Genomic DNA, 21,695 nt, shown 5'->3' with positions numbered 1-21,695 from the left:
AAACCGAACATGAAGAAAGAAAATTCGTACTATTAATTTTAATTTTTTAATGTAGTGCAGAATCAACGGGAGAAAGTGGTGTGTTTGGAAATTGAGTGGGGGGAAGTCTGGAATTCTTAACATAAAGCCGTCAATTATTAACATTGGAGCGTGAATCCCTAATCTTGTGACAGGAGTTACACAAGTCAGATGAAAATCTGTTCATAGGTAAAGCAAGCAGTCTTGTTTAAATATAGATTCCCTGCTTAAACTTCACTCGAGCCTGATGGGAACATGAGAAAACCTTAAATGACTTAGGCAGTTTCACATAGTAAAATGGGTTAAACTTATGTGAGAGGTGACGTAATCATGATTTTGAAAACACGCCAGCTTCCGGTTTGGATGCTTAAGCTGGCTGCTTTAAAAAGAAGGATGCCGGAGCTCACCCCAGGTACGAGGATATTATCATCGAACTATCATTAAACACGCTATCGTGGGGGGAAGAGCATTTGATTATCAACTGGTTACCTATTGGATGAGATGAATTGTTACGTTTTACAGGACATAAGAATGACCGGTCACCTGGGATGACACTTCCAAATGGATACGCTTTTTATCACTGAAAAATATCTTACAATCATTGAAGCTGAAAATTACCGGGGTACTATCACATTTGAACCGGAACTTAACCAGGTTAGGCAAATTGCGGGAGTACTTCTTAATATAAAAGGCAAAAAACAAAACCACGTATACGATAATTATATTATGTAAACAAAAAACCTCAATTAACAAAAAAACCCGCCATTTAGGCGGGCCCTGCTAAGTACTATTCAAATTTCAACGCGTCACCATCAAAGGACTCGTCTGCAATTTTAATGGAATCGGTCGGGCAGCCATCAAATGCATCTTCCATATCTTCGTGAAGTTCTTCAGGTACAGCAGCCGTACCTTCATTGTCATCCAGGATAACAAATGCGATCCCATCGTCATCGTAATCATAAATATCAGGTGCAGCTGCACCGCAAGCTCCGCAGGCAATGCAAGTATCTTTGTCAACAATCGTGAATTTTGCCATTATTAATTACCTCCCAATATGATGTAAGTATGATCCCTTTAATTCTCTATTATGTAGAAAGGGGATTTTTAGAACCATTACTGTTATGTCTTCACCTAATGTTATTGTAATGGTTCTACCTCTTTCTTTCAATAGAAAATATAAGGGGTAATTCCGGACAGGCAATGTTTTACCTGGTCTGATTTACTCGGATCTTTTATAATGTTAAAAAGGTGTTCGGAAAGGGTGAAGCACAATGGATGCACAGAAATGGTTAATGCTGACCGTCATCAGACAATTTTGCGGACAACGGAGCATGAACGGCGTGATTTATCTCCTTCATGGAAGGCGGTCCTCACAGGTCATCCAAGATGCTTCATTGTTTTATGTTTTACCGTTAACCGCCTGTTTAAAACATCGTTATAAAGAAGAGCTGTACAGTGTAAAAAATGAGCTGAAAAAAGAAGAGGCATACATAGAAGATGAAAAAGGAAGGGTGTCCTTGACAGATTATGGTTCTGACTTACTGGAAAAGGCCAATTCACAATTCGTCCTTCCGGTACATTTCAACGGGGGAAAGTATGAACTGAATGGGGAAGCGGACTGGTTCTGGAAGCGGCTCTCTCTTTTTATCCAGTCCTTGTCGGTCCGCCTGAAAAGTTCGACACCTTTTATTCCTGTTCAATATGACAGCAAAGTCCAGCATTGGGTGAAAGGCTGCTTTCCGGAAAAAGATCAGAGAAAAAACGTTGCAGACGGACTATATAAAGAACTGTATACACTCCTTGAGAACATGGAGGACGAAGTGGCTCTGTTATTTGTAAGACGGCTGACTTCGTGGAAACGAACCGGCGAGACGATCAGTCAGCTTACTGCTGAGAACAAAGACCCCGTCATGACTTATTTGTCCTTCAGGTCGGTAATTCATTATTTGATGGATCAAGTCACACAAAAGAAAGAGGCATATCCGCATCTTTCCTTGTTTTTAAAAGAGACCCGGAAAACTTCACTGGTAACAAATACCGCTGAAGAGACTTACAGACTGCTTAAGCAAGGGTATTCGATGGGCCGGATTGCATCAAAGAGGAATCTTAAAAAGAGTACAATTGAAGATCATATTATTGAAATTATCCTTTTTACACCAGGTGTTCATGCGGGGCAGTTCGTGGACCCGGCAATTGTAGAGCACGTCCTGAATGTAGCAGAGGAATTGAATACACAACGGTTGAAAAAGATAAAAGATGCTCTTGGAGAAGGCTATGATTACTTTACAATACGGGCATCTCTTGCAAGCCGCCATGAAAGGATGAGCCAAAGATGAATATAGAAACGGCTTTGCGGCAATCTTTCGGCTACGCCGGTTTCAGGTCAGGACAGAAGGAGATTATTAAAGACGTACTAAAGGGAACCGACGTTCTTGCAGTGCTCCCTACAGGAACAGGAAAAACCCTGTGCTACCAATTTCCTTCAAGATATCTAAAAGGGATGACCATTGTTGTGTCTCCTTTGCTGTCCCTGATGGAGGATCAGGTTCACCAGCTCAAAGCCCGCGGGGAGAAAGGAGCTGTAGCCTTAAACAGTCACGTCAATAAGGATGAAAGAGAGCGGATTGTAAAAACCTTTAATGACCGGACACTTTTGTATGTATCACCGGAAATGCTCCAGAGTAACTGGCTCATGTATCATTTGAAAAAGCACAGGGTCGGTCTTTTTGTAGTTGATGAAGCCCATTGTATATCCCAGTGGGGACATGAATTCAGAACGGATTACCTGAAGCTGGCTGCAATCCGCGAATCACTGGGTCAGCCCGGATGCCTTGCTCTCACAGCGACAGCAACCCCTGCTGTGCAAAAAGACATTGTCAGCCACTTGAATATGACGGGAACGAGGGAGCATATCTACTCAGTGGACAGGCCCAATATATCCCTCCATGTTAAAAAAGCAGCCGGTTATGAAGAAAAAATCACACTTATTAAAGATGCAGTTCTTGATTTTAAAAAGCCGGGTATTGTTTATACGGCAACCAGAGCAGAGGCGGAAATGCTCTCTCAGATAATAAAAAATCAGACATCAATCAGGACAGCATCCTATCATGGAGGAATGGAAGGAGAGGATAGGATTCTCGTCCAACAGCAGTTCATTCGTGATGAGCTTGATGTTGTTTTTTGCACGAATGCCTTTGGAATGGGGATTAATAAATCCAATATTCAATTCGTCCTTCATGCACACATCCCTCAGTCTGTAGAGCACTACGTACAGGAAACAGGCCGGGCAGGAAGGGGAGGGGGACAGAGTGCGGCTCTCCTTATTTATACTGAAGAAGACCGGTATCTTCCATTGTCTTTTATAGATTATGAAGTACCATCTAAAGAGGAAGTAAAACACTTTTTTGCAGGTATTAAAAGTAGAAGGAAAAACGGGGACACCTCAATCTTGTTATCAGAGTTCATGGGCCCTTTAGGTTTTGATGAAACAAAAGAACGCCTATTTCAATACCATCTAGAGTACTTTGGGGCGGTGCGTGATCATCATCTCATGATTGAAAATTGCAGGGATGATTGGGAAGAGCGGCTGATCCGTTTTTTTGATGAGCGAAAAGTAAAAAAACGAAAGCAGCTCACGGCAATGGAAAAGATCATTGAAACAGAGGATAATTGTTTGAGGGAACAGGTCCTTGGCTACTTTGGAGAGGCGAAAAAAGAGAAGATCACTCCCTGCTGTTCTGGATGTAATGATAAGCCGGTATTTGCAACAGGGGCAGAAAGGGAAGAAGACCATTCAAATGACACAGGGACTTGGAAGGCGCTTCTTAGTGAAGTTTTTTGATAAGGAGGACACAGATTGAAATCCCACAAAGAGATTATTAACACCTTGTCCGATAGAGATTTACTTCTCAATTTATATTTATCTCAGGCTGTGATGCTCTTTCTTGCACTGGTTTTTTCGAGATTTCTTCTCGGGAGCTGGCTGGCCCCCTTTGAAATGATTACATTTTCCGCAGATGCAGTGCTCCTGGGGTTTGCCATAGCCGCTGTAGTCGTAGCAGTAGAGCTTGTTTTTGTAAGGTATCTTCCAGGCTCTTTTTTTGATGACGGAGGCATTAATGAACGGGTTTTTAAAGACCGTCCGTTTTTTCATATTCTGATCATTTCCCTGACGGTTGCTGTATGTGAGGAAATATTGTTCAGAGGGGTTATTCAGACCTCTTTTGGAATTATTATTGCATCAGTTATTTTCGCGCTTATTCATTTCAGGTATCTCCATCAGCCTTTTTTGTTCGGGTTTACAGTTATATTAAGCTTTCTACTTGGATTTGTTTACTTATGGACCGGCAACCTGCTCACTGTAATCAGTGCGCATTTCTTTATTGACGCCATTCTTGGTCTGCTGATTCGTTATAATGTATTGAATAGGATAGGAAAAAATCCTTAGTTCTTACTATTTACATAAGTGGACAATTAAGGGAAGATAGTGTAAGACATATGTTAAAGTCCGAGGTGAAAAGAGATGCGCGCACAAAGCCGGCAGGATCTGCATAATAACGGGCAGGAACAGACTGGTTCCATTGATTTTTCAGAAATGGATGCCATGGATCTTCCCCCCAGAAGTGTCGTGAGAAAGCAGCGGGAAGCAGAAAAAAAACAAAAGAAAATAGAAGCAGAAGAAGAGGAACCGAAACAGGAAACCGTCCAGTTTCCTCTTGTAAGATTATTTTTACTGCTGTTTTTTATGCTTGTGATTACAGTCATAACCTACCCCATGTGGAGTGAGTTTTTTGCAGGGTAAAGCATGAAAACAACTTGTCCTCATATACATGATAAAAACGATGGAGGTTTATCATGGACAGTGAGAGAAGAATGCAAAAAAATGAGAACCACATAGTCGTTAAAGCGCTGGTTAAAGCAAAAAGAAAAGAAGAGAAAGCGGAAAAAACAGTTATAAGAGCAGGTATCCTCTGTCTTTGTGTGCTGGCTCTGGCTGTATTTTATATGATTACGGCTGTTTTTCTTTCCCATCACTCTTCCCAGTACTGGACGGTCATGATTCATGATCCGGTCATGATTATCCTGATTGCCGTACTGGTATATACATTCGCCAATCTGAAAAACAAGAAAAAATCCCAGGATAAAGCTGAAAGGGATTTTGACAGGCTGAGAGAAGATGTTATTGACCGTTCATCAGACATATGGCAGCTGCAGCATTCAACAGCCGACCGGGAGACATATTATCAGCACCTGATGAAGGAACATAATATTAATCTGTACCATAAATAGAAAATGAAACTTAGTTGCGGTTATCAATAAAGGCTGCCTCGGAATGTATTCCGGGACAGCCTTTTATTATGAACTTTTTGCCTCTACATTGGGGGAAGATATAAGACCGAAAAATGCGCATCCGTTTCGCCGGAACCGCTGCCCGTGGATGATAACGCTTTCATTATCAATGTGTTCAATTTTTCCGTATGCTACAGTCTTGCAGGTAGTAATACAAAAGGCTTCAACAGGGTAGCCAAGCTTCATGTTACGGGCGAACTCCGCGTCAGTAACTAACGAGCGGTTTTTCCATTTATGCAGGTTCATCGGAATCCTCCTTACAGAATATTGAAATGTCAGAAAATTAAGAATCTTTATGTTTATTATACTGACTCCGGATCAGATGTGCAAGAGTCTGGAGAAAAAATAGGCGTTATCATCAAGAGGGGCAGAGACGTTACAACAAATACCTGCGGTGTACATATAATGAGATGAGTGAACAAAAGAGGTGAAGTACATTGAGTGATAAAAACAATCTGGGGAATGCTATTCTTCTTGTTGTCACCATATTTGTTTTTTTGAGTTTTACATTCGGATTTGGAGCCAGTTCCAATGGAGATGATGATGACTTCATTGTCATTCAGTCATAAACAGCAGGTAAGGCAGGTGTAGGAATTTGAGTAACAAGGGGAAAAACCCGAAGCAAAACGGTAAAAAGTCGTATACAGAAGACCTGGGCCCCTTAAGTCCTCAGCAGCTTGCTGTTATACTCGCTATGCTTACGAATGTTTTACGTGTAAAAGCGGTGTTGATAACTGTGGATCAGACTGTGGAAGTTGTTCTTCAAGGCAATCTGAAGCAGCAGAAAAAAGAAATCCAGAATATGCTTAACGAGTTGAGTGAAGATAAGGTCGATGAATGGATGAGGATGCTCCAGAAGTTCAACAGTGATTAAAGAAAGAGAGACCTGTATAAAAGGTTCTCTCTTTTTGGTTGTTTACAGGAGAATTTGTATTAAAATAAATGGGTGTGATGTATTTTAAGGTGATTTCCGATACAATGTAAGGGGTTACATAATGAGTTCAAAAGACGAATGAGGAGTGGATCAAGTGAATGAAATAAAATCAGATATTCAGATTGCTCAGGAAAGTAAAATGACGCCAATCAGAGACATTGTTGAAAATCTCGGAATAAGTGAAACTGAGTGGGAGCCTTACGGCCATTATAAAGCGAAGCTGTCACTCTCTCTTATGGACAGATTGGAAAAAAATAAAGACGGGAAAGTCATTCTTGTTACAGCAATCAACCCGACTCCTGCAGGAGAAGGGAAATCGACTTGTACTGTCGGTCTCGGCCAAGCATTAAATAAAATCGGCAGGCGTGCCATGATTGCTTTAAGGGAACCGTCACTCGGTCCTACTATGGGCATTAAAGGCGGAGCAGCGGGAGGGGGCTATTCACAGGTTGTTCCAATGGAAGACATTAACCTGCATTTTACAGGAGACATTCATGCAATTACGACTGCACATAATGCGCTGGCAGCCATGATGGATAATCATATTCACAGAGGAAATGAACTCGGAATTGACGTGCGTAAAGTAGTCTGGAAGAGAGTCATGGATATGAACGACCGCTCACTCAGGGAGGTTGTTGTGGGACTTGGAGGGCCATTGAAAGGGGTGCCGAGAGAATCAGGGTTTGACATAACAGTAGCATCTGAAATTATGGCTATCCTGTGTCTCGCAGCTGATTTAAAAGACCTGAAACACCGCCTTTCAAAAATGGTCGTTGCCTACACATCAGACGATAAGCCGATTACTGCGAGTGATCTTGGGGCGGAAGGGGCACTGACGCTGTTATTAAAAGATGCGATAAAACCGAACCTTGTACAGACCCTTGAGAACACGCCTGCACTGATCCACGGTGGTCCATTTGCTAATATCGCTCATGGCTGTAACAGCGTAATGGCTACGAAGATGGCCGCAAAGCTGTCTGACTATGTTGTTACCGAGGCAGGTTTTGGGGCAGACCTGGGGGCAGAGAAGTTCCTTGATATTAAAACACGGGCAGGCGATATTGACCCTGACCTGGTAGTTATTGTAGCTACAATCAGAGCCTTGAAAATGCACGGCGGGGTGTCTAAAGACAACTTGAAAGAAGAAAACGTAGAAGCTTTGAAAAATGGACTGGCAAACCTCGAGAAGCATGTTGAAACCATTCGTCAGTTCGGGCTTCCCCATATCGTAGCCATAAACCGTTTCCTTCATGATACCGATGCTGAAATTGAAGCACTTACATCGTGGTGCAATGAACAGGGCATTAATGTTGTTCTGGCTGATGTCTGGGCTAAAGGTGGAGAAGGTGGCCGTGAGCTTGCCGAAAAAGCTGTAGCATTAATCGAAGAAAATGATAAAAACTTTACTCATATGTATGATGTGAACGAGTCAATCGAAGAGAAAATCAAGGCAATTGCAACGAAGGTATACGGTGCAAAAACCGTCGAGTTCAGCAGCTATGTTAAAAAGCAGATGGCTGATTATGCCCGTTACGGTTGGGGTAATCTTCCTGTCTGCATGGCAAAAACCCAGTATTCCCTGAGTGACGATCCGTCTAAACTTGGCCGGCCGGAAGGTTTTACGATTACAGTCAGAGAACTGAAACCTTCTATAGGTGCAGGGTTTATTGTAGCCTTAACAGGGGATGTCATGACGATGCCGGGTCTTCCAAAAGAGCCTGCTGCACTTAAAATGGATGTGGATGAAGAGGGCAGAGCCGTAGGTTTGTTTTAAATTAAATAAGACAGGATCGGTGAAGCTGCTTTAGGTTATCGGCTTCACCTGCTCTGGGCCCGGCACAGGGAAATATTATGTGCCGGGTTTTTACGTTTTAGGCTATTTTGAATGCAGAATTAGGGGATGGTGCATTAACCCCTCATTGAAGATCAACTTCCCATGATGTGCTGAAAAAATCAGAGAAACAGGATAATTCAGCCGAAAAAAGACCGCATGCCTATTATCATGCGCCATGGTGCGATTAATTAGCGTGGGTGTCTGTGTTAGAGCTCATTGTTTTAAAATGTTGATTGGAGCGAATGCACAGCACTCCTGCGATAAAGCGAGTTCCGGGGGTCCCGGTCAAGCACGAGCCCTGCTTCATGAATAAGCATTTATTTAATTTGTCACATAAGGTTCACAGCCTTGCCGAGGAAGAAGCAGCATGATGAGGAGGCTCCCGCTGCTGAAAGGGGGTGAAAGGAGCGGAGATAGGTTAGCAGAACTAACTCACTATTTAAATGGCATACCTGTTAATGATGAAAAAAGAAGCTTTTCAATTGGACAAATGGACGTCCCTCTTCAGGAGAATTGAATAACATAAAGAAGTACAGAAGAGGAGGTCAGGTGTGGGCAGAAAACAGCTTTTTCTTTATCTTGCAGGGTTTTTATCAGGCCATTATGCTATTTTATTTTTTAAAAACCAGCCTTTTTACTCCATAGAGCTTTTGACAGCTTCACTGGTTTTTTCTCCCTTTTCGTGGTTTTTTGGAGCTTTTTCATTTGTCTTAGGTTTTCTTTGTTTTTCATCCTTAATTAAAGCAGAACATCAGGGGCTGTTTAATTTGATTGGCAAAAGACATGCTGTATTATTCCTGACAGCTTTGTACTTTATCCTTATGTTTAAATGGCCCGGTGTTGTGTTTGCTGGATTTGCATTGCTTTATGGTATAATGGATGCGCTCGATTTAAGGAGGAAGGAGAGGGATCAATCATGATTTTCGCTGTTGCTGCAGGCGCTGTGCTGGTTTTGGTGCTGTGCTTCTTTCTTCTTACATACATGCGTTCTCTTGCATTTTCACACCATATTACGAATGAAACGATTACGCTTCCGGTTCAAATGGAAGACAATCATATTCTTTTTATCTCGGATATTCACCGGCGTAAGCTGAAGCCGGGATTTTTTCGGACGTTTTCAAAAACCCCGGATATGGTTTGGATCGGGGGAGACCTTGCAGAGCGTGGAGTAAATGAAAAGACGCTCAAACATAATCTGAAGGTTTTATCCTCAATTGCACCGGTTTATTTTGTCTTTGGAAATAACGATTACGAATGGCCTGAAGCTTCTTTTACACGTATTCTTCATCAATTTAATGTAACGATACTTAAGAATAGCGCTGTTACCTTTAAAGACACATGGACACTGAGTGGAATTGATGACATGAACAGAGGGATACCTGAATTTGAAACGGCATTAAAAGGCTCAAGGGGCCCGGTTATTTTGCTCAGCCATAACCCGGAGGCTGCATGGGCGGTTTCGGGGTTCGATAAGGTAGTGTGTGTGGTAAGCGGTCATACTCACGGCGGGCAGATCAGGCTCGGTCCTTTTGGAATTGCAGAAAAGGCAGGCTGGACTCTGAAGGGGGGCAAACCCGTATTTATCAGCTCCGGGTACGGTACGACCCAGCTTCCTTTACGCCTCGGGACAAAGGCTGAATGTCATGTTCTCCGGATAAAAGGCTGTAGTTAAACGAAAGATGAAAAAAAGTTAAACAAATTTTACACAAGTAAAAGAAGTAAGGTATACTGAATCAAATGAAGGACGTAGATTACAGGCTTTCAGAGGTTGATATACATGTCCGGATAAATTTGTATTAGGTGGGATGAAAATGGGTCGTATTGAAGGCAAGTATAATATAAAAGCCGTCTCCAATATGCTGGGTATTCAGGCAGGGACTCTCCGGGCATGGGAAAGACGTTACGACATTATTGAGCCTGTCAGAAATCAGGCCGGCCACCGCTTGTATACAGACGAACACGTAGCTGTCCTGAGGTGGCTCATAAATAAAGTAAACAAAGGTTTTACGATCGGACAGGCGGTGGGCCTGCTGGAAGATCATGACCTGCATGACATGCCGGTGGATACCACAAATGAAAATGACAGGGCTTCGTCAATTAAAGAAGAGCTTTTTCATGCCCTTCTCCGCTTTCAGGAACATAAAAGCAATCAGATTCTTGATCAGGCTTTTGGTATGTTTTCCATTGAAAAGGTCATGACAGACATCCTCGGGAAAATTCTTGTTGAAATCGGGGACAAATGGGAAGAGGGAGAGATTTCATCTGCCCATGAACATTACATTACTGCTTTTTTGCGTACAAAAATAGGGAGCGTATTTCACAACCTTCCTGTTGATGGTCTGCTTCCCAAAGTGGTCTGTGTCTGTGGTCCCGATGAAACACATGAAATCGGGCTGCTTATTTTCACTTTATATTTACGGCGCAGAGGATATGAAGTGATCTATTTAGGCAGCGGAGTTCCAAAAGAAGATTTGAATATCGTAGTAGATGAAGTAAAGCCGAAGATGGTGTTTATTTCCTGTACCATGACAAGGCATCTGAAAGGGACGTTTGAAGCTGCTGAAAACCTTAAAGAAAAGTTTGAAGGAGTACGTGTGGGTGTCGGCGGAAATGCTCTTATGAACTTAAGTGCGAAGGATGAAGAGAAATACGAAGATATGCTCCTCGGTTTTTCACCATCTGAATGGGAACAATGGATAAGAGTCTGACATATTGGGCGTTGTGTCGAACCAAATATTCCTCCTTTACATACTGTAGTAGTAAACACAGTCACCGTCGAAGTGAATTCCGGAAGTACAACGTCCGATCCCTTCTTCAAGTGACAGCCTTCAAGGAGGGTCGTCAATGCGCCTCGAACGTTTGACATACGACAAAATTAAGATATTTCTTACATTCGATGATCTGAAGGACCGCGGTATTACTAAAGAAGAACTATGGATGGATGTACCAAAAGTACATGACCTTTTCAGAGAAATGATTGTGGAAGCGAGTAATGAGCTAGGCTTTGATCCTGATGGACCTGTTGTCGTTGAAGTGTTTTCCCTGCCAGCTCAGGGAATGGTCATCATTGTCTCAAAATCCAATGAAGAAATAGACAGTGATGACGAAACGTTCGACGACTCATATATAGAACTGCAAATTACACTGGGAGAAACCGAAGACATTGTTTATCAATGTCTCGATTTTGAAGATGTAATCCAGCTTTCCCACAGGCTGTATCAGCTTGGCATTATGAATGGGACACTTTATTCCTATTCAGGCCATTACTACCTTCACTTTACTGATTATGATCTTCTTGGTGATCCTGACTCCTTTATTGCTGTACTCGCTGAGTATGGCCAGAGTTCCCATGTAACCATTTACAGACTGCAGGAATATGGTAAGCTTCTGATGAAAGATGATGCTGTGAAAAGAATTAAAGAGTGTTTTAAATAAGACACATGACTCCGGTACCGGAGTTTTTCTTTTTTACCAGGCTGTGTAAAAGGATAGAACTGGTGGAGTATGTTTTGGTACCGGCAGGCAAAACTGAAATGTATCCAGTGAAAGCCCTGGAGGATCTAGGAGCCGGGTTCATACTCCGTCCGGGAGCGAAGGACTTTATTTCGGAAGGTAAAAGAGAAAGAGCATTTGAGGCAGGCTGTTCCTTAGCCGTTTTTTTGTATGAGAGACCATTGGATAAAAAAATGTTTGTTAAAAAGGAAACAGTAGTGGAAAAATCACTTTAGGTTCTTTATAGTAGTAAATGTAAGACAGGATATTTATTATTTTATTTTACTATTTTACATATAACACGTTGAGGTGAAATCAATGGAAGGAAACGAAAAGCTCGATAAGGAGACAACCGGAAAGAAAGTGAAATCGGGAAAGCAGGATGTACTCCTCTCTACAAGGACTGTGGTTAAAACTGCACTTGATAAGCTTGGTTATCCACAGGAAGTATACGAGTTGATGAAAGAACCCCTGAGGATGATGACCGTACGTATTCCTGTTCGTATGGATGATGGATCCATAAAGGTGTTTACTGGTTACAGGGCTCAGCATAACGATGCTGTCGGTCCGACAAAAGGCGGTGTTCGTTTCCACCCGGATGTTTCAGAGACGGAAGTGAAAGCGTTATCAATATGGATGAGCCTGAAAGCGGGTATTGTTGATCTGCCCTATGGCGGAGGTAAAGGAGGGATTGTCTGCGATCCCCGTGAAATGTCCTTTCCTGAACTCGAACGCCTGAGCAGGGGATATGTACGGGCAATCAGTCAGATTGTCGGTCCTACAAAGGATATACCTGCCCCGGATGTCTTTACAAACTCCCAGATAATGGCATGGATGATGGATGAGTACAGCCGTATGAAGGAATTTGATTCACCAGGCTTTATTACAGGCAAACCGATTGTTCTAGGAGGATCTCACGGCAGAGAGTCTGCAACGGCAAAAGGTGTTACGATCTGCATAAATGAAGCGGCCAAGAAAAAAGGAATTAACATTGAAGGAGCCAGGGTAGTTATTCAGGGCTTCGGTAATGCCGGAAGCTTCCTTGCGAAGTTTATGCACGATGCGGGAGCGAAAGTGGTAGGTATTTCTGACGTTTATGGCGCCCTTCACGATCCGGACGGGCTTGATATAGATTACCTCCTTGACCGCCGTGACAGTTTCGGAACAGTTTCCAAGCTGTTCAAAGAGACGTTAACAAATGAAGAGCTTCTTGAACTTGACTGTGATATTCTCGTTCCGGCAGCCATTGAAAATCAGATTACAGAGATGAATGCCGACAAGGTCAAGGCGCAAATTGTAGTGGAAGCTGCAAACGGACCCACTACGATTGAGGCAACGAAAATCCTCAGCGACCGCGGGGTTCTTTTAGTACCTGATGTTCTGGCAAGTGCAGGTGGAGTAACTGTATCCTACTTTGAATGGGTACAGAATAACCAAGGCTATTATTGGAGCGAGCAGGAAGTTGAAGAACGACTGGAAAAAGTCATGGTCAATTCATTTGAGAATGTATACCGGCTGTCAACTTCAAGAAATGTGGATATGCGGCTAGCAGCATATATGGTTGGAGTTAGAAAAATGGCAGAGGCAAGCCGTTTCAGAGGATGGATTTAAGCATCGAATTTTTTTAATTGCACGGGCAGCATACTCTTTAGTAAAAGATGATCCAGGGACCAGGTGTGGTCCCGGATCATCTTTTTAGTCTGTTCTCGGAATACGATTTTTCGGAAGTCTCAGCCACTTCATCTCTTTCTTTACTCTAAAGGAAGTACGAATAGCAACAATGTATACAAAAACAGCCGCTTTTTTATTACCCCCTGTATCCTTGCTTCCCAAATACTTGCACGAGGGCTCAAAAATATGTTTAAGTAATAACAGCACAAGTGAAAAAGGGTGATATACCAAGTGAACAGAGAAGATGTGATCATAATCGGAGCTGGGCCTTGCGGGCTCTCAGCTGCAATAGCACTGAAGAAAAAAGGATTTAATCCTCTCATTATTGAACGGGGAAACGTAGTAAATGCAATTTACCGTTATCCTACTCATCAGCAGTTTTTCAGCACCAGTGAAAAGCTTGCCATTGGCGGGATTCCCTTTTATTCAACTGAAAGAAAGCCCAAGAGAAATGAAGCGCTTGTTTATTATCGTGAGGTTGTTAAAGAGAAGGATCTCAGAATTAATGCTTTTGAGGAAGTTACATCTGTTTCTAAAGACCCAAACGGACAATTTCTCCTTACATCATCAAAATATGGTGAATCAAAAACCTATAGTGCCAAATATGTCATTGTAGCTACAGGATATTACGATTCGCCGAATTATATGGAGGTGCAAGGTGAAAACCTGCCTCATGTACGCCATTATTTTAAAGAAGCACATCCTTATTTTGATCAGGACGTCTGTGTGATCGGAGGTAAAAATTCCGCAGTAGATGCTGCACTGGAACTGGATAAAGCAGGTGCCAGGGTTACCGTTTTATACCGGGGTGAAGAGTACTCTAAAAGTGTAAAGCCGTGGATACTGCCTGAGTTTGACGGTCTCGTCCGAAATGGAGCGATTAACATGGTGTTTAACGCATGTATCGATGAGATTACAGAAGAGTATGTGAGCTATTCCGTCGGTAAAGAACAACATCAGGTGAAAGCAGACTTTGTTTTTGCTATGACCGGTTACCACCCGGATCATTCGTTTATTAAAAAGATGGGCGTTACAATAGATGATGACACAGGGCGTCCTGAATTTAATGCCGAGACAATGGAAACAAACTGTGAAGGGATATATATCGCCGGTGTAATTGCAGCCGGAAACAATGCAAATGAGATTTTTATTGAAAACGGACGTCATCACGGAGGCGCTATAGCCGCATCAATCATACTAAAAGAAGCAGGCCTTTAGGGCACTGCTTCTTTTTAATATTCAGCGTTGGAAAATCTCCTGAAGTCTTTCCTTATCAGATGTTTTTTCCAGTGCCACCATCAGTTTAAGTCGGGCTTTTTGTCCGTTTAGGCCGTTTGTGAAAATCATGCCCATTTCCTTCAGCTCTTTTCCGCCGCCTTCATAACCGTAAGTGTCCTGAACTACCCCGTTAAAGCACCTTGAAACTAGCACGATAGGGATTCCTTTATCAATAAGTGTCTGAAACGAAGGAATTGTTCCGGGGGGCAGATTCCCCTGGCCGAAAGCTTCGATCACAAGACCGTCGATGGGCATGTCACTCATTGAATTAAGAAGTTCTGCTTCCATACCTGCTACTGCTTTAAGGAGGAGAACCTTTTTGCGGACACTCGGAATGACAAAGCGCTGTCCAGAAACAGGGTGGTGGTGAAAATGAACGCCACGTTTGGAGACGATTCCGATGGGTCCGTACTGAGGACTCTGGAAAGTAGCTATATTGCTCGTATGTGTCTTTGTTACATTTTTTGCTGTATGAATCTCATCATTTAATACGACTAGCACACCTTTATCCCTTGCTTCCGAACTGGAGGCTGTTTTAATCGAACTGAGAAGGTTGTACGGGCCGTCAGAGCCAAGCTCGTTGCTGGAACGCATGGCACCTGTAATAACAACAGGTATGTCTGTCTCCAAAATCAAGTCAAGCATATAGGCTGTTTCTTCAAGTGTGTCCGTTCCGTGTGTGATTACAACCCCGTCAATACGCTCATCCATAACGCGTTTGTCAATTCTTTTTGCCAGATGAACCATATGTGCAGGTGTCATATGCGGGGAAGGTACGTTCAGGAAATCTTCAACCACAAGTTCCGTATCTTCTACAGCATGAACCGTGTCATGAAGCGGGTTAAGGGGGTTTGGTTTCACTGCTCCCGTTTCTGCATCTTCACTCATGGCAATCGTTCCGCCGGTATGAATAATTAATATTTTTTTCATTTTCATTCAGCTCCTGTTAAAAAGCCCGTCTGGATTAATCATATCCATTGGCATTCTGTGAGTTTTCAGCTATTATTTCTACTATAGGATTGTAAAGTTACTGGTAATCATAATCGATGTAACCGACTCTATTAAGGTATCATGTTTGGATAGGAAAAAACAGAGAGGGAATCGTGCATGTTAATCATCATAACAGCTGCACTGGCACCGTCCATTGCACTACTTTGCTTTTTTTACCTGAAAGATGAATTCGAAAATGAACCTCTCACCACTGTTGCCCGCTGTTTTATTTTTGGGTGTCTGCTTGTGTTCCCGGTCATGTTCATTCAATTTGCTTTTGATGAAGAAGGCCTTTTTCATTCTGCAGCAGCTACGGCCTTCATACAAATCGCTGTCATTGAGGAATTCTTTAAGTGGTTCGTTGTTTTTTTCACCGTTTATCATCATGTCCACTTTAACGAACGTTACGATGGAATTGTTTATGCTTCTGCGGTGGCTCTTGGGTTTGCTACAGTAGAAAATATCTTTTATCTGATCTCAAGTGGTGTTGAATATGCTTTTTTAAGAGCGCTGCTTCCCGTTTCCAGTCATGCGTTATTTGGTGTAGTAATGGGGTATTATTTAGGAAAAGCTAAATTTAATAAAAAAAGGAAAAAGAGGTTTATTTTCTTCTCCTTTCTTTTTCCGGCCTCGTTTCACGGGATTTACAATTATATCCTGCTCACACAGAATTACTGGACATACAGTGTTATACCCTTTATGATCTTCCTTTGGGTATATGCATTAAGAAAAGTAAAACATGCCAACCGGATGCAGGCGAAAGATTACACACACAACAAGGCAGGTTAAACAAGGGGGATCCCTTACTGCAGGGGATACTTGAAACAGTACATTAAAGGAGTGGTAAGAATGCCGGAAACAAAACCAAGATATAAAGTTGTTATTCGATGTGAACAATGTGGTGAAAAGTATATTCTGAGAGGCAGACCTAATAATGAAGGTGGCTATGATACAGGGTTTAAACGTTGCGTATGCGGAAACGAAACGAACCTGGTTATAGATGTAACACCTGAATAATCTTTGGTTACTGCTGTCTTACCTGAGGTTCTGCTTTTTTGAATGCTGAGTTACTGAATAAGTACAAAAGAGAAAATGAAAATTTCATGAGGAACAGCGTTAGAAAGTGACCCCTAAGGTGAACAGCCTGAGGGGTCACTTTTTTTGTGTTCAACAGTAAGCTTCCGCGCTTTGCCGGCACAGAAAGAAGCAAGGGAAGAACCTGATATGCTTAACGTCTTCAACCCTTCGAAACCGTGAGTTTCATCAGGGGAAAGCAGTTATGAAACGACCACTTTATTCCTTACACAGGTTCTGAATAAAAAAAGGGCAATAGATAAAACTATCGGTACGAAAGGAAAGATTCGTCTTTGATTTCTTTGCTGAGAAAAGGAGGATACAACATGAAGAGTCATGAAATCAGGCGTATGAAGCGTTTGTTAATTGCCGCCATTGTTTGTCTGCAATTTGTCGTTTTACTGCCTTCCATGGAAGCTCACGCATTTACAGATCAGGTGATCCAAAAAGGGGCGACAGGGGACGATGTAGTAGAGTTGCAGTCGAGACTTCAGTACATCGGTTTTTATCACGACACTATTGATGGTGTCTATGGGTGGGGTACATACTGGTCTGTTAAAAAGTATCAGGATGAATTCGGTTTGGAAGCAGACGGACTGGTAGGCCCGAAAATGAAGCAGATGTTAGAGAAGTCTACAGAGTTTGATAAGGCCTTTGTCCACAGAATGCTTAACGAAGGCCGTCAGTTCACCCATTATGGAGGTATGCCTTTAGAGGACCAGAAAGGACCAAAGCCCGGAACCGGTCAGGGTCCGGCCCCTGGGAAACCGGCATCACCTGGCAAACAGCAGCCTGGTGATGAGGGCAGACAGCAACAGGGAGCTCCTGAACAGGAAACACCTGAAGCAGCGCCTGCACCTAGAGATCAGCCGGGTGCTCCTGCGGAAGAAACACCTGCAGAGCCGGCACCGGGAGATGCGGATATACCGGCTGAGGAAGAAGTACCTGAACAGGATAACGAAGCAGACATTCAAAAAGCCATTAATACGCCTGAAGGTTTCACAGATAATGACATTCAGATTATGGCACAGGCAGTCTACGGGGAAGCCCGCGGAGAGCCATATACAGGGCAGGTAGCGGTAGCAGCGGTTATTTTGAACCGTATTGAAAGTCCGACGTTTCCTAATAACCCCTCCGGTGTTATTTTTGAACCGAGAGCTTTCACAGCTGTAGCTGACGGTCAGATTAATCTTGAACCGGACGAAACCGCAAGAAGAGCTGTTCTGGATGCAATTAACGGACAGGATCCTTCCGGTAATGCTATGTATTACTTTAACCCGGATACAGCAACGTCAGGATGGATCTGGTCACGACCTCAGATTAAACGAATTGGTAAACATATATTCTGTGATTAGTGAATGGAGGTGTAAGTAATGATTCGTTCAATTATTATTGGAGTACTGGCAGTCGGAGTAATCGGAACCGGCTATTGGGGATACCTTGAACATCAGGAAAAAAATGCGATTTTAATTCAGTCTGAAAATAATTACCAAAGGGCTTTTCACGAGCTCACATACAACCTTGACCACCTGCACGATGAACTGGGGTCTACTCTGGCAATGAATTCAAAAGAAAGACTTTCTCCTTCCCTGACGGATGTCTGGAGAATCACATCAGAGGCGCAAAATGACCTTGGTCAGCTTCCGCTGGCATTAATGCCATTTAGTAAAACGGAAGAGTTCCTGTATAAAATCGGTGATTTCTCCTACAGGAATGCAGTAAGAGATCTTGAACAGGATCCACTATCAGAAGATGAGTATAAGTCTTTAAAGAAACTGTATCACCAGTCCGGCGAAATACAAAACGAAATGAGAAAAGTCCAGAGCATGGTTCTTGATGACCACCTTAAATGGATGGATGTAGAGATGGCCCTGGCATCACAGGATGAGCCTGGAGACAATGCGATTATAGACGGCTTCCAGGTCATCGACGAAAAAGCAGGTCAGTTTTCAGAAGCCAGTACGGGTGATGAAGGCAACCGCAGTCAACAGGACGAAGAGATTGCAAAAGCGGTTGAAGACTTGGATGAAATAGACAAGCAAGAGGCAGTCAATATTGCAGGGGAGTTTCTCGAGCGGGAAGGAAAGCTGGAAGCTGATGTTGAGGAAACGGGTGATGGCCTTGCATACAAAGCATACAGCCTGACCATCGAGGACCCGGAAGATGGACACTACATTTACATGGATATTACAAAAAAAGGCGGGAAGCCCGTTTACCTTCTGGAAGACAGGCAAGTTGAATCATCTGGAGTAAGTTTGTATGATGCTTCCGAGAAAGCTGAAAAATTCCTGGACAAGAACGGATTTGAAAACATGCAGCTCGTAGACAGTAAACAGTACGATAACGTTGGTGTATTTAAATTCGCTTATCTGGTTGATGACATCCGGGTGTATACAGATGCAGCTGTAGTGGAAGTAGCCCTGGATAACAAAGACGTCATCGGATATGAAGGTTTCTCCTACATTGCCAATCACCATGACCGCAAGCCGATGGAAGCAGGACTGAGTGAAGAAGAGGCAAGAGAAAGTCTTAACCCTGCACTTGAAGTGATGGAATATCACAAAGCCATCATCGAAAATGAACTTGAAGAAGAAGTCCTTTGCTATGAATTTTTCGGTGTCATTGATGATGATACCTACCGTATTTTCATTAATGCAGACAATGGACGTGAAGAGAAGGTAGAGAAAATGGACCGGGCGGAACCCGTTTATAACTTCAACTAAACACGGTTCTGCTGTAAGGTCGAATTTACAGGATTTAAATTAGCTGTCAGATCCTGTTCCAGCTTATGGGCTGACTCCGGAGGTGTATACGCCTTTCTGCCGGAGCCAGCCCTTTTTATTGCCGGATGTATAATGAAATTTGTTAAAAAAGAAGGAAAAAAGTCACCGGCCTCGAACGTGTAACAAGAGATCAGTAAAAGAAATACATGTTGAGGAAGTGGGCAGGCTTGATTTCAGTTGGTGATACTATTTATCTTGAAATAAATAATGGAGCGGACAGAAAGAGAAGGTACCGCAGTAAAGTAACCGATTTTAACGATACAACAATCTATATTCAGGATATTCCTGAAGGATCTGTCCTCCTGGATGGAATCCTGATGAAAGCGTGGTTCCTTGGAAAGGATGAAGCGATTTACCTGTTTGAAACAGCAGTGACCGGTAAAATGAAAAGCAATGCGCCAGTAATTGCGCTTAGTAAACCTGATTCAAAAAAAATGATCAGAGTACAACGGAGGCAGTATGTCAGGGTGGAAGCTTTCCTTGATGTTGCTGTCTACCCGTATAAGACTGACTTTACACCGTTTACCACGATCTCTTCGGATATCAGTGGAGGGGGGCTGAAGATCGAGCTTGCTGAAGACCATGAACTGGTATCTGGAAATGAAGTACTTCTATATCTGCCTCTTTGTTTTCAGCAGGGTGAAACTGAATACTGTGAAGTTACTGCTGAAGTGCTCAGAATCAGCAGAGGAGCTGTAATCAAAGCGTCTCTTTCATTTAAAAAAATAAAGGAAAAAGACCGTCAGAAGCTGATTCGGTTCTGCTATGAAAAGCAAGTGGCAATGAGGCATAAAGAGAAGTCTTTTTAAAGTAAAAGGTCTTAAAAAATAGACCTTCTGTAATAAAATATGATAATATAGATGAAAGAATTAGAATTCAATGAACGAACCAATCGTTTTGAAAGAGGTAGGAATATCAACATGAAACAACCGATTAATATTGCAATTGACGGACCAGCTGGTGCAGGTAAAAGTACTGTGGCCAGACAAGTGGCAGATGCGTTATCTTTTACCTATATAGATACCGGTGCTATGTACCGGGCCCTGACATATGAAGCGCTGAAGCATCACGTTGATGTACATAATGAAGCCCGTGTCATGTCCCTCCTCAAAGATATGGAGATTACCCTGGAAAATGAGGGTATGACAAGCCGTGTATATGTTAACGAAGAAGATGTTACTGACGCTGTCCGGTTAAATGAAGTAACGAGTAACGTATCATTTATCGCCAAACACGAAAAAATCCGTATTGAGATGGTGAAAAAACAACAGGAAATGGCAGAATCCAAACGTACTGTCATGGATGGCCGTGATATTGGAACTGCTGTACTCCCTGATGCTGAAGTAAAGGTATTTCTCACAGCATCAGTTGAAGAAAGAGCAAGACGCAGGCATCAGGAGCATCTGGATAAAGGTATTCCATCTGATCTTTCTGTACTAATTGAAGAGATTGCAAGAAGGGATAAAATTGACTCTGAACGGGAGTTTGCCCCTTTGAAGAAAGCACATGACGCTGTAGAAGTTGATTCCACCTCCATGAGTATCGAAGAAGTGATACAGACGATTTTGCAGCTTGTCAGGGAAAGGACGAATGGCAGTGAATAAGTCAGTATACCGCCTGGGCAAGTTTATATGCAGAACGTTTTTCAGACTTTTCTTCAGGGTCAGAGTAGTAGGGCGGGAAAACCTCCCTTCAAATGGCGGAATCCTGTTGTGCAGCAATCATATTCATTATCTTGATCCTCCTTTTTTAGGCGCTTTTCTGAAACGGGACACCCGGTATATGGCTAAATCAGAATTATTTTCCAAACCCATTCTGAAAGGTCTGCTGCCGAAGCTCGGGGCTTTTCCTATCCGCAGGGGGATGAGTGACAGGCAGGCTCTGCGAAAAGGGCTTTCACTCCTTAAAGAAGGAGAAATGATCGGTGTTTTCCCCGAAGGAACCAGAAGTAAGACGGGGAAATTAGGAAAAGGACTTGCGGGAGTCGGTTTTTTTGCTCTCAGATCAGATGCCTATGTCGTTCCAAGTGCCATTACCGGATCGTACAAACCTTTTTCCAGGCTGACAATCATATATGGTGAACCTGTGGATATGCAGACACTGAGAGAAAACAAAGCTTCAGCGGAAGAAGCTACAGAAGCTATTATGAAATCCATCGGAGATCTGCTGATAAAACACGAATCAAAAAAAGGTTAGAACTTCCGCCCAACGCGGAAGATTAAGATAAAACAGTTTCAACGTTCCCGTTTTTCGGGGGATTAGGGAGGTAGTG

24 protein-coding genes are annotated in these 21,695 nt (G+C 42.8%); 21 read left to right on the top strand and 3 right to left on the bottom strand.

Features of this window, described 5'->3' with window-relative positions; translation table 11 throughout:
• Positions 1-805 precede the first annotated feature (805 nt).
• On the bottom strand, positions 806-1,054 hold the full coding sequence (locus JSY36_RS02905) for a ferredoxin (protein ID WP_122896626.1): 249 nt from the start codon (positions 1,052-1,054) through the stop codon (positions 806-808).
• 235 nt (positions 1,055-1,289) lie between these two features.
• On the opposite strand from JSY36_RS02905, the gene JSY36_RS02900 reads away from it, so the two are divergent.
• The 5 genes from JSY36_RS02900 to JSY36_RS02880 all read left to right on the top strand — a co-directional run bounded on the left by JSY36_RS02900 (position 1,290) and on the right by JSY36_RS02880 (position 5,307).
• Complete coding sequence (locus JSY36_RS02900; RefSeq protein WP_205165145.1) at positions 1,290-2,354, top strand: YpbB family protein; 1,065 nt, start codon at positions 1,290-1,292, stop codon at positions 2,352-2,354.
• Positions 2,351-3,859, top strand: coding sequence for a RecQ family ATP-dependent DNA helicase (locus tag JSY36_RS02895; protein WP_205165144.1), 1,509 nt, complete (start codon positions 2,351-2,353; stop codon positions 3,857-3,859). Before JSY36_RS02900 ends, JSY36_RS02895 begins: the two co-directional genes overlap by 4 nt.
• Before the next feature lie 15 nt (positions 3,860-3,874).
• Positions 3,875-4,465 (top strand): CPBP family intramembrane glutamic endopeptidase, encoded by a 591-nt coding sequence (locus tag JSY36_RS02890; protein WP_236784408.1) that lies wholly within the window; start codon positions 3,875-3,877, stop codon positions 4,463-4,465.
• 75 nt (positions 4,466-4,540) lie between these two features.
• Positions 4,541-4,819 carry a hypothetical protein gene (locus JSY36_RS02885; RefSeq protein ID WP_205165143.1) on the top strand — a complete coding sequence of 93 codons (279 nt, stop codon included), beginning with the start codon at positions 4,541-4,543 and terminating at the stop codon, positions 4,817-4,819.
• Positions 4,820-4,872: 53 nt separating this feature from the next.
• Positions 4,873-5,307, top strand: a complete 435-nt coding sequence (locus JSY36_RS02880) for a DUF2663 family protein (protein WP_205165142.1) — start codon at positions 4,873-4,875, stop codon at positions 5,305-5,307.
• Between the two features lie 66 nt (positions 5,308-5,373).
• On the opposite strand, the gene JSY36_RS02875 is transcribed toward JSY36_RS02880, so the two are convergent.
• Positions 5,374-5,613 carry a hypothetical protein gene (locus JSY36_RS02875; RefSeq protein ID WP_122896631.1) on the bottom strand — a complete coding sequence of 80 codons (240 nt, stop codon included), beginning with the start codon at positions 5,611-5,613 and terminating at the stop codon, positions 5,374-5,376.
• Between the two features lie 191 nt (positions 5,614-5,804).
• Here JSY36_RS02875 and JSY36_RS20595 point away from each other — a divergent pair, with 191 nt between their 5' ends.
• From JSY36_RS20595 to JSY36_RS02835, 9 genes are all read left to right on the top strand, one after another.
• Positions 5,805-5,936 (top strand): hypothetical protein, encoded by a 132-nt coding sequence (locus JSY36_RS20595; protein ID WP_272873237.1) that lies wholly within the window; start codon positions 5,805-5,807, stop codon positions 5,934-5,936.
• Positions 5,937-5,962: 26 nt separating this feature from the next.
• Positions 5,963-6,241 carry a hypothetical protein gene (locus JSY36_RS02870; protein WP_122896632.1) on the top strand — a complete coding sequence of 93 codons (279 nt, stop codon included), beginning with the start codon at positions 5,963-5,965 and terminating at the stop codon, positions 6,239-6,241.
• A gap of 145 nt (positions 6,242-6,386) precedes the next feature.
• A complete protein-coding gene (locus JSY36_RS02865) occupies positions 6,387-8,075 on the top strand; it encodes a formate--tetrahydrofolate ligase (RefSeq protein ID WP_336511428.1) in 1,689 nt (562 codons plus the stop codon).
• 611 nt (positions 8,076-8,686) lie between these two features.
• On the top strand, positions 8,687-9,055 hold the full coding sequence (locus tag JSY36_RS02860) for a hypothetical protein (protein ID WP_205165141.1): 369 nt from the start codon (positions 8,687-8,689) through the stop codon (positions 9,053-9,055).
• Positions 9,052-9,807: a metallophosphoesterase gene (locus tag JSY36_RS02855; protein ID WP_205165140.1), complete on the top strand. Its 756-nt coding sequence runs from the start codon at positions 9,052-9,054 to the stop codon at positions 9,805-9,807. The genes JSY36_RS02860 and JSY36_RS02855 overlap by 4 nt, the downstream gene beginning before the upstream one ends.
• 139 nt (positions 9,808-9,946) lie before the next feature.
• Entirely contained in the window at positions 9,947-10,843 is an 897-nt protein-coding gene (locus JSY36_RS02850; protein WP_205165139.1) for a MerR family transcriptional regulator, read from the top strand.
• A gap of 136 nt (positions 10,844-10,979) precedes the next feature.
• Positions 10,980-11,570, top strand: coding sequence for a genetic competence negative regulator (locus JSY36_RS02845; protein WP_205165138.1), 591 nt, complete (start codon positions 10,980-10,982; stop codon positions 11,568-11,570).
• A gap of 375 nt (positions 11,571-11,945) precedes the next feature.
• Entirely contained in the window at positions 11,946-13,238 is a 1,293-nt protein-coding gene (locus JSY36_RS02840; RefSeq protein WP_122896638.1) for a Glu/Leu/Phe/Val family dehydrogenase, read from the top strand.
• A gap of 291 nt (positions 13,239-13,529) precedes the next feature.
• A complete protein-coding gene (locus JSY36_RS02835; RefSeq protein WP_122896639.1) occupies positions 13,530-14,516 on the top strand; it encodes a YpdA family putative bacillithiol disulfide reductase in 987 nt (328 codons plus the stop codon).
• A gap of 21 nt (positions 14,517-14,537) precedes the next feature.
• On the opposite strand, the gene JSY36_RS02830 is transcribed toward JSY36_RS02835, so the two are convergent.
• Complete coding sequence (locus JSY36_RS02830) at positions 14,538-15,506, bottom strand: asparaginase (RefSeq protein WP_205165137.1); 969 nt, start codon at positions 15,504-15,506, stop codon at positions 14,538-14,540.
• Positions 15,507-15,683: 177 nt separating this feature from the next.
• On the opposite strand from JSY36_RS02830, the gene prsW reads away from it, so the two are divergent.
• The 7 genes from prsW (at position 15,684) to JSY36_RS02795 (ending at position 21,619) form a co-directional block, all read left to right on the top strand.
• The gene (prsW, locus tag JSY36_RS02825; protein ID WP_205165136.1) at positions 15,684-16,355 is read left to right on the top strand and encodes a glutamic-type intramembrane protease PrsW; all 672 of its coding nucleotides are present in this window, start codon (positions 15,684-15,686) and stop codon (positions 16,353-16,355) included.
• A 60-nt stretch (positions 16,356-16,415) separates the two neighbouring features.
• On the top strand, positions 16,416-16,583 hold the full coding sequence (locus JSY36_RS02820) for a hypothetical protein (protein ID WP_205165135.1): 168 nt from the start codon (positions 16,416-16,418) through the stop codon (positions 16,581-16,583).
• A gap of 383 nt (positions 16,584-16,966) precedes the next feature.
• On the top strand, positions 16,967-17,995 hold the full coding sequence (gene sleB / locus JSY36_RS02815) for a spore cortex-lytic enzyme (protein ID WP_236784406.1): 1,029 nt from the start codon (positions 16,967-16,969) through the stop codon (positions 17,993-17,995).
• An 18-nt stretch (positions 17,996-18,013) separates the two neighbouring features.
• Entirely contained in the window at positions 18,014-19,363 is a 1,350-nt protein-coding gene (gene ypeB, locus JSY36_RS02810) for a germination protein YpeB (protein WP_205165134.1), read from the top strand.
• 227 nt (positions 19,364-19,590) lie between these two features.
• A complete protein-coding gene (locus tag JSY36_RS02805) occupies positions 19,591-20,232 on the top strand; it encodes a flagellar brake protein (protein WP_205165133.1) in 642 nt (213 codons plus the stop codon).
• 111 nt (positions 20,233-20,343) lie between these two features.
• A complete protein-coding gene (cmk, locus tag JSY36_RS02800) occupies positions 20,344-21,027 on the top strand; it encodes a (d)CMP kinase (RefSeq protein WP_205165132.1) in 684 nt (227 codons plus the stop codon).
• The gene (locus tag JSY36_RS02795) at positions 21,020-21,619 is read left to right on the top strand and encodes a lysophospholipid acyltransferase family protein (protein ID WP_249413993.1); all 600 of its coding nucleotides are present in this window, start codon (positions 21,020-21,022) and stop codon (positions 21,617-21,619) included. The genes cmk and JSY36_RS02795 overlap by 8 nt, the downstream gene beginning before the upstream one ends.
• Positions 21,620-21,695 lie beyond the last annotated feature (76 nt).

Origin of the sequence: Alteribacter salitolerans (assembly GCF_016901055.1) — a bacterium.
Taxonomy (GTDB): domain Bacteria; phylum Bacillota; class Bacilli; order Bacillales; family Salisediminibacteriaceae; genus Alteribacter; species Alteribacter keqinensis.
Note: the sequence above shows the minus strand (reverse complement) of the source record. Positions and strands in the feature narration are given on the sequence as shown.